Origin of the sequence: Streptomyces turgidiscabies Car8 (assembly GCF_000331005.1) — a bacterium.
GTDB classification, from domain to species: Bacteria; Actinomycetota; Actinomycetes; order Streptomycetales; family Streptomycetaceae; genus Streptomyces; species Streptomyces turgidiscabies.
This window is the reverse complement of record NZ_AEJB01000555.1, coordinates 22312-29546: the sequence shown is the minus strand read 5'-3', so window position 1 is coordinate 29546 and position 7235 is coordinate 22312. Positions and strand designations below refer to the sequence as shown.

Here is a 7235-nt window from a genome sequence, read left to right as displayed (position 1 = left end):
GCCCCGGTGACTTGAGAGGTATTGCCTAGGACGCGGCCTCGCCGACGGTCGGGCTGCCGACGGACGCGCCGTGGACGGTTACGCCGAGTTCGTAGGAGCTGTCGAGGAGTTTGGCGTTGTAGTACCCCCGGATCACGATCTCCCACACGCCGGGCGTCGGGGTGGCGTACTCGATCACGTCGGGTGCCGGGTCGGTGTCGTCCGCGAAGGTGCGAGGAACGCCGTACGGGTCGACACCGAAGAAGGCGGAATCGTTGTCGCCGGTCTGGGTGCGCGTGATCTTCAGGGACGTGGCGCCCTCGGGCACGGTCACGAAGTAGGCGCGCGTGCTGTTGCGCTGCACGGAGTCCGAGACGGAGTAGGCGTGTTCGGCCGGCGTGGAGACGATGACGGTCGCCTGGATCTGCTTGTCGATTCCCGCGGTGGCCGGGTCGTCGGCCTCCAGGATCGCGCTCTTGACGCCCGGAGACGTCGGCGCGGCCTGGACCGTGACGATGACCGGCTCGTTCAGCGGCAGCGCGATCACCCGCGGGCCGACGACCGAGAAAGTGCGCTCGGTGTCGTTCCTGAAACGCAGACTGTGCGGAAGTGGCGCGTCCGGTCCGGACGTACGGGTGAGGGTGACGTCGTACGACTTCTTCTGGCCGGCCTTCAGTCCGCCCTCGCGGTCGTAGAGTCCGGCGCCGAAGCCCGGCGTCTCCAGGGACTGGTCGAGCGCGGTGTCGACGGGGGCCTTCACGAGGTAGTCATGGGCGGTCGCGCCGGCCTTGACCGCCTTCCAGGCGGCCATGACGTCGATACGCCCCGCGCCCTCCTCATGCGTCTGTACGCCCTCGATGTGGGTGGCGGTCGAGGTGAGAGCCGTGCGCAGCTTCACGGGCGTCAGTTCGATACCCTGCTTCTTCGCTGCGGACAGCAGCAGCGCGGAAGCACCTGCGGCCTGCGGGGCGGCCATCGACGTGCCCTGGATCATGGCGTAGCCCGCCGGCAGCTTCCAGCTGATGCCGGGGACGGGCTGGAGGCCCGGCAGCCACGTCGGGTAGGTGCTGACCGCGGAGGCGGGTGCGAGGAGGGTCGGGGCGAAGCCGCCGTCCTCACGCGGGCCGCGCGCGGAGAAGGGGTAGAGCGCGATCTTCTTCTCCACGACCGAGCCGTAATTGGCGGCCCAAGTCTCCTTCGAGTACCACCCGCCGACGGCGATGACCTTGTCGGCGACGGCGGGAGTGCCGATGCTGTTGACTCCGGGGCCGTCGTTGCCCGCCGCGAGGACCAGCTGGACGCCGTAGGTGTCGATGAGGCGTGTGTACAGCCTGGCGAGCGCGTAGTTGCCGTCGTTGAGGGCGATCGGCGGGTCACCGAGTGACATGTTGACGATGTCGACACCTCGGTTGACCACGAGGTCGATCATTCCCTCGGCGATCGCGACGTTGGTGCAGATCCCGCCCGGGACGCAGGCGCGTGACGAGACGATCTGCGCGCCGGGTGCCGTGCCGTCCATGTCACCGCCGAACATGCCGTTCGCGGCGGCGATGCCGGCCACATGGGTGCCGTGCGCTTCCACGATGATGCCGATGTTGACGAAGTCGGCCTTCCTTCCGACCCAGGTGCCGCCCAGCGGGTCCGTCGGGACGTCCTTGCGTATCTCCACGACGAACGGCATGCGTTCGGCGACGTCGGTCGACGGGTCGTCGGTGCCGAGGTAGCCGATCTGGTAGCCGTCCCTGTAGGGCTTCATCGGCGTGTCGTCGGTGAAGTCGGCGTTGTCGTTCACGTCGACGGTGGCCGTGCCGGCCGCCGGGTCGTACAGGACGCCCCAGGCGTCGGTGGTGTCGCCGTCGCGGTTGACATCGCCTCCGGCGGTGCTGCCCGTGGTGGCCGACTCGTGGAACTCGTTGATCTGGTAGGAGCCCCGTGGTGCCTTCCATGACCTGCCGTCGTAGGTGAAGGCCGGTCCTGGCACCGAGGTCGTCATCGGGCGCCAGGTGGCGTCGCCGTCGACGACCGGATCGGTCGACGTCACCCAGTCGACGATCTTGCGCTCACCGGTCGTCGTCTTCTGCAACGCCGGGTTGGCCAGGTCCACGCCGGTGTCGAGGACACCGATGGTGACGCCTCGACCGTCCGCTGCCGGGTGCTTCTTCACGAAGTCGACGGCGCCCGTCTCGAACGTCGGGTTGTACGGATTCGCAGCCGGGGTGTTCTTGTCCGGGCCGGGGTAGGCGCTCGAACTCGCCTTGCTGGAGGCTCCCTTCGCCCCCTGCGCCCCGGGCAGCGGAGGTTCGGGGTCGATCTTCTGCCGCAGGTCGATGGCCTGCACGGAGGGGAGCTTCGCTGCGGTCGCGAGGGCCGAATCCGCCCTGGAGGTGGGCACGGTGGCCCGGACGTATCCGAGCTTGTCGTAAGTGCGGCCCACGGAACCGCCGTTGACCGCGTCGAGTGCCTCGGCGACCTTTTCGGTCCGGCCGGGGGCAGTCGCGATCATCATGGTGACGTTCTTGTCGCCACGGGCCTTGGCGGCGGCGAGCAGGCGGTCGTCCCCGGAACCCAGTTTGTCCTGTGCGGACTTGGGGGCGGGATCGGTGTCTGCCGGGGCGACGGCCGAGGTGACCGGGCTCGCCGAGAAGGCGAGAGGCATCGGCGCGGCTGCGGAGAGCGCGGCCGCCACGCTCGCCGCAACTGCTGTGCGGGCCACGCGTCTTGCGCCCGCTGCCGGGGCACGGTGGGGGGTGAGGGGCATGGGGCATCCCTGGTGCTGAAGGAACGGGGAGCGTCGAGGTAAATCGATGCAATGAGGTCGCCGATCATCCGGAAGGCGATCCCGAATGATCGACCAGCTTCGCGCAATAAATATCTGCACAGTCAGGCTTTATGTGAGGAAACAGTGAACCTTCGAACTCAGGTCGATCTCCGGTACGCAGACGCCTCGTTGTGGGTGGCGGACCTCAAGTGCGCCTGCGCGCAAGGTACTTCACCGACGCCTGGGAGCCGGCCCCGACGGGCGGGGCCGGACTCAGTGACCGTTGTCGCTGTCCGGCAGGGCGGCGAGGGCCTTTTCGACCGCGGCCAGGACCTCCAGAGGTGCCTTGTCGAGGGGTTCGCGAAGTGCTCGGCCTGCCCTCCACCGGGTGGTGCGGCGGAAGCTCTCGGCGCGAGAGGCGTCGACGCCGCGGATCGCGGCGAGGACAGCCTCGTACGCCGGCTGATCGTCGATGATCGTGGTGAGGCTGCTGCTGAGAGTCAGTCGGCCGCGGGAGGAGCCGGGTCGCGGGTGCTCCTCGACCCAGGTGTGGGTGCCGCTGCCGATCTCATGACGGGCGCCGCCGGGCAGTTCCACCACCCCGCGCGTGTTCGGCGGTATCTCCACGTGGAAGCGCACCCGGTCGCCCTCGCGGCGCCAGCCGGCCGTGGCTCGTCCGTACGGCGTCTCGTGCCAGGCCGACGCGTCGTCCAGGTCGTCGAGCAGGACGGGGGAAACATGGATGACGCGGTAGCCCGGTTCCATCGGGGCGAGTCCGGCGACTCGTCGGTGGAGCCAGTCGGCCACGGCGCCCAGAGCGTAGTGGTTGAACGAGGTCATCTGCCCGGGGTTGATGGATCCGTCGTCGAGCATCGAGTCCCAGCGCTCCCACACCGTGGTCGCACCCATGGTCACGGGGTACAGCCAGGAGGGGCATTCGGTCTGGGTGAGCAGCCTGGAGGCCGCGTCGGTGTGGCCGGTGGCGGTCAGTGCCTCACAGATGATGGGCGTACCGACGAAGCCGGTGGTGATGCGGTAGCCGGCCGCGCGGACGAGGTCCCTGAGGCGGTCGCCAAGTGCCTGGCACCTGCCGGCCTCCGCCAGGCCGAAGACGATGGCCAGGGCGTAGGCGGTCGGCGCGTCGGACATCATGCGCCCGCGCGGTGTCACGTACGCGCTGCGGAAAGCGTCGGCGATGCGGGCGGCCAGGTCGGCGTAGCGGCGGGCGTCCGCGTCCCGGCCGAGCAGTGCGGCCGTCTTGGACGTCAGGGCCGCCGAGCGGAAGAAGTACGCGGTGGCCACGATGCCGGCGTCGGTCTTGGCGTCCCCCGGGCGTTCCGGTGGGGCATCCGGGTCCAGCCAGTCACCGAACTGGAGGCCCTCCTCCCACAGCAGGGTTCTTTTGGTCCGGGAGTGCACGACGTCGACCCACGCCGCCATGGCGTCGAAAGAACGCTGGAGGACGTCCCGGTCGGCGAAGCACTCCCACAGGACATCCGGTACGACCGTGACGGCGTCGCCCCAGGCCGCGACCGGCTGGAACAGTCCCGGCACTTGGGGAATCACGGCCGGGACGACCATCGGCACCACTCCGTCCGCGGCCCGCTGCTCCAGCACGAGGTCCTCCAGCCAGGACCGCAGGAAGGCGTCGCAGTCGTACAGGAACGCCGCCGTGGGGGCGAAGACCTGCATGTCTCCCGTCCAGCCGAGGCGTTCGTCGCGCTGCGGACAGTCGGTGGGAAGGGAGAGGAAGTTGCCGCGCATGCCCCACACGACGTTGTCGTGGAAACGCTGCAGGAGTGGGTGCGAGGTGGCGAATCCGCCGGTGCGTGACATGTCGGTGTGGATGACCGCGGCCGACACGTCATCGACGTCGAGTGCTCCCGGCCAGTTGTCGACCTGGACGTAACGGAAGCCGTGGAAGGTCCACTTGGGCTCCCACACCTCCTCGCCCGCCCCGCTGAGCACGTAGTGGTCGGCCGCGGCGGCGTTGCGTAGGGGCCGGGTGCCGAGCTCTCCGTGTTCCAGCACTTCCGCGTGCCGCAGCGTCACGGTGTGCCCGCGCTCGCCCCGGACCCGGACACGGACCCGGCCGACGAGGTTCTGCCCGAAGTCGAGAACCGTCGCGCCGCTCGGCGTGGTCACAACGCGCTCCACCGGAAGGCGCTCGATGACGCGGACCGGCGGCAGCGTGCGCATCGTCGGAGTGACATCCGGTACGGCGACCAGCTCGACGCCGGTCCAGGCTGACGCGTCGAACGACGGTGTGGACCAGCCCGGCAGGTCCAGCCGGGCGTCGTAGGTCTCGCCCCGGTAGAGACTCGCGGACACCACGGGTCCCCGGGACCAGGTCCAGCTCTCGTCGGTGGTGACGGTGTCCACGGAACCGTCCTCGTACTCCAGCGTCAGCCGCGCGGCCGCGGCGGGAGCGCCTTCGTAGAAGCGGCGTGCGGCATCCCTGAAGCCGTACCGCTCGGTGTACCAGCCGCCGGCAAGGACGACACCGAGAGCGTTCCGGCCGGGGCGGATGTGTTCGGTGACGTCCGCGACGTCGAAGGACAGCCGCCACTGGTAGCTCGTCCAGCCGGGCTTGAGTTCCGCGTCGTCGACTGTGACGCCGTTGACCTGGACATCGTAGGCGCCGAACGCGGTGGTGCGGAGCAGAGCGCGGTTCACCCTGCCCCGCGCCTCGAACGTGCCCCGCAGCAGGTGTGGTTCGTCGCTGCCGGAGCCCACGAATCGGGCCTCCCAGGCGTCGGCGGGCAGGAAGCCCGCGGTGACCGGGGCGTCGGCGCTCCAGGCGGATGCCGAGCCGTCGGCGCCGTGGACCCGCACCCGGACGCATGCGGTCTCTCCCGGTGCGAGGGGTGCGAAGGGCCAGTCCACCAGCACCGAGTCGGGTGCGTCGAGCGAGACCGTAAAGGTCTCGCCGCTGTCGCGGGTGACCGAGATTTCGGCCGCCCGCTGGATCCACGATGGCCGCGCTGCCGAGGTCTTCCAGGTCAGCGGAGGACGAGGGTCCGGCACGAAGGTCTCATCGGTCCACCCGACGCGTACATGGTGAACCTGGACGGTGGGTTTCTGGACGGCGGTCATCGAGCGTCTCCCGCGACAGGGGTGGACAGGGCGCTCGGTGCGGTGTGGGCCTCTCGCGGGGTGCGGGAACGCCGGATGATCAGCATGCCGATGGCACCCGAGGTGAGCGCGAAGAGGGCCAGCAGGGAGAAGAGGCCCGACGGGCTCCAGTCGATCAGCGCCGGGGTGACCAGGGCGAAACCGGCGGCGGCGAAACGCGCCACCGCCATCGTGGCGCCCTGGACGGTCGCGCGTGCGTTGACCGGGAACGACTCCTGCGTCCAGACCTTGTAGAGCGCCTCGCCGATGAACGGGAACGCGAGGTTGTACAGGACGAGCGCGGCGATCATCGCGGGCAGGATGCTGCCGCCCGTGACGGCGATCAGCAACTGGCACGCGGTGAACACCACGACGCCGGCGCCGAAGAAGCGGCTGCGCCATTTCGTGTCGGCGATCCGGGTGAAGACGATCGTGCCGGCCAGTCCGACGAGCGTGGTGCAGAAGGAGAGCGCGGTCGCCGTGGTCTGGGAGGTGCCTCCGACGGTTACGAGGAAGTAGGTCTTGAACGAGCCGAAGGTGTTAGCGACCAGGGTGAAGAACAGGTAGAACAGCGCGGTCGTGATGATCATGCCGGCGAAGTTCCGGTCACGGAACAGCGCGCTCAGGGGCAGCGCCTGGGAGGCGTCGACGCCCTTGGCGGTGTGCCTGTCCTCGGCTTCGGCCTCCAGGTCCCGGAACGCCGGATAGAAGGCGCGGAACACGAAGGTCCCGACGGCAAGTACGGCCAGGATCACGAAGATCAGCCGGATACCGAACGTGCCCAGTCCGGACACCGCGAAGCCCAGCAGCGTGGTGACGACCACGCCCGCGGTCCACATCACGTGGGTGAAGGCGACCAGCCGTCCCTGGGTGCCGTCCGGAGCCCTCTCGGACAGCACGGCGATCGACGTCGGCAGGTCCGCGCCCGCCGCGACACCGATCACGACGACCCCGGCGACCAGCACGGCCGCGTTGGGGGCGCAGGCCACGGCCAGCGCGGCCACGGCGTAGAGCAGGATGGTCAGCGAGAAGACCCGCCCGCGGCCGACAAGGTCGGCGAGCCGTCCGCCGGTCAGCGCTCCGACGGCGATGAACAGGGTCAGCGCCGACCCCAGCACCCCGACCGTCCAGACGCTGAGTCCGAAGCTCTCCTTCCAGAGGGCGAGCCCCAGGCCGACCGAGATGATCGCTCCCGAGTCGAGGAAGGACGCCATGCCGGCCGCGACGGCCAGCATCCAGTGCCTGCGGTCGAGCAGCGGCGACGTCTTCGTCGGCTCCGCCATGAGGTTCTCCGTTCTTCGCCTGCGGCCCTGACCGGACCCAGGTGGTAATACGATTTACCATTGACGCAGGACATAGGAGCACGGCGACCCGTGGAGCGGTC

General features: G+C 69.4%; 3 protein-coding genes. All 3 read right to left on the bottom strand.

The window, feature by feature from the left end:
* Positions 1-25: 25 nt before the first annotated feature.
* The 3 genes from STRTUCAR8_RS39770 to STRTUCAR8_RS39760 all read right to left on the bottom strand — a co-directional run bounded on the left by STRTUCAR8_RS39770 (position 26) and on the right by STRTUCAR8_RS39760 (position 7134).
* The gene (locus tag STRTUCAR8_RS39770) at positions 26-2737 is read right to left on the bottom strand and encodes a S8 family serine peptidase (protein WP_078507455.1); all 2712 of its coding nucleotides are present in this window, start codon (positions 2735-2737) and stop codon (positions 26-28) included.
* 273 nt (positions 2738-3010) lie between these two features.
* On the bottom strand, positions 3011-5833 hold the full coding sequence (locus STRTUCAR8_RS39765) for an alpha-L-rhamnosidase (RefSeq protein WP_006382025.1): 2823 nt from the start codon (positions 5831-5833) through the stop codon (positions 3011-3013).
* The gene (locus tag STRTUCAR8_RS39760; protein ID WP_006382039.1) at positions 5830-7134 is read right to left on the bottom strand and encodes an MFS transporter; all 1305 of its coding nucleotides are present in this window, start codon (positions 7132-7134) and stop codon (positions 5830-5832) included. Before STRTUCAR8_RS39760 ends, STRTUCAR8_RS39765 begins: the two co-directional genes overlap by 4 nt.
* Positions 7135-7235 lie beyond the last annotated feature (101 nt).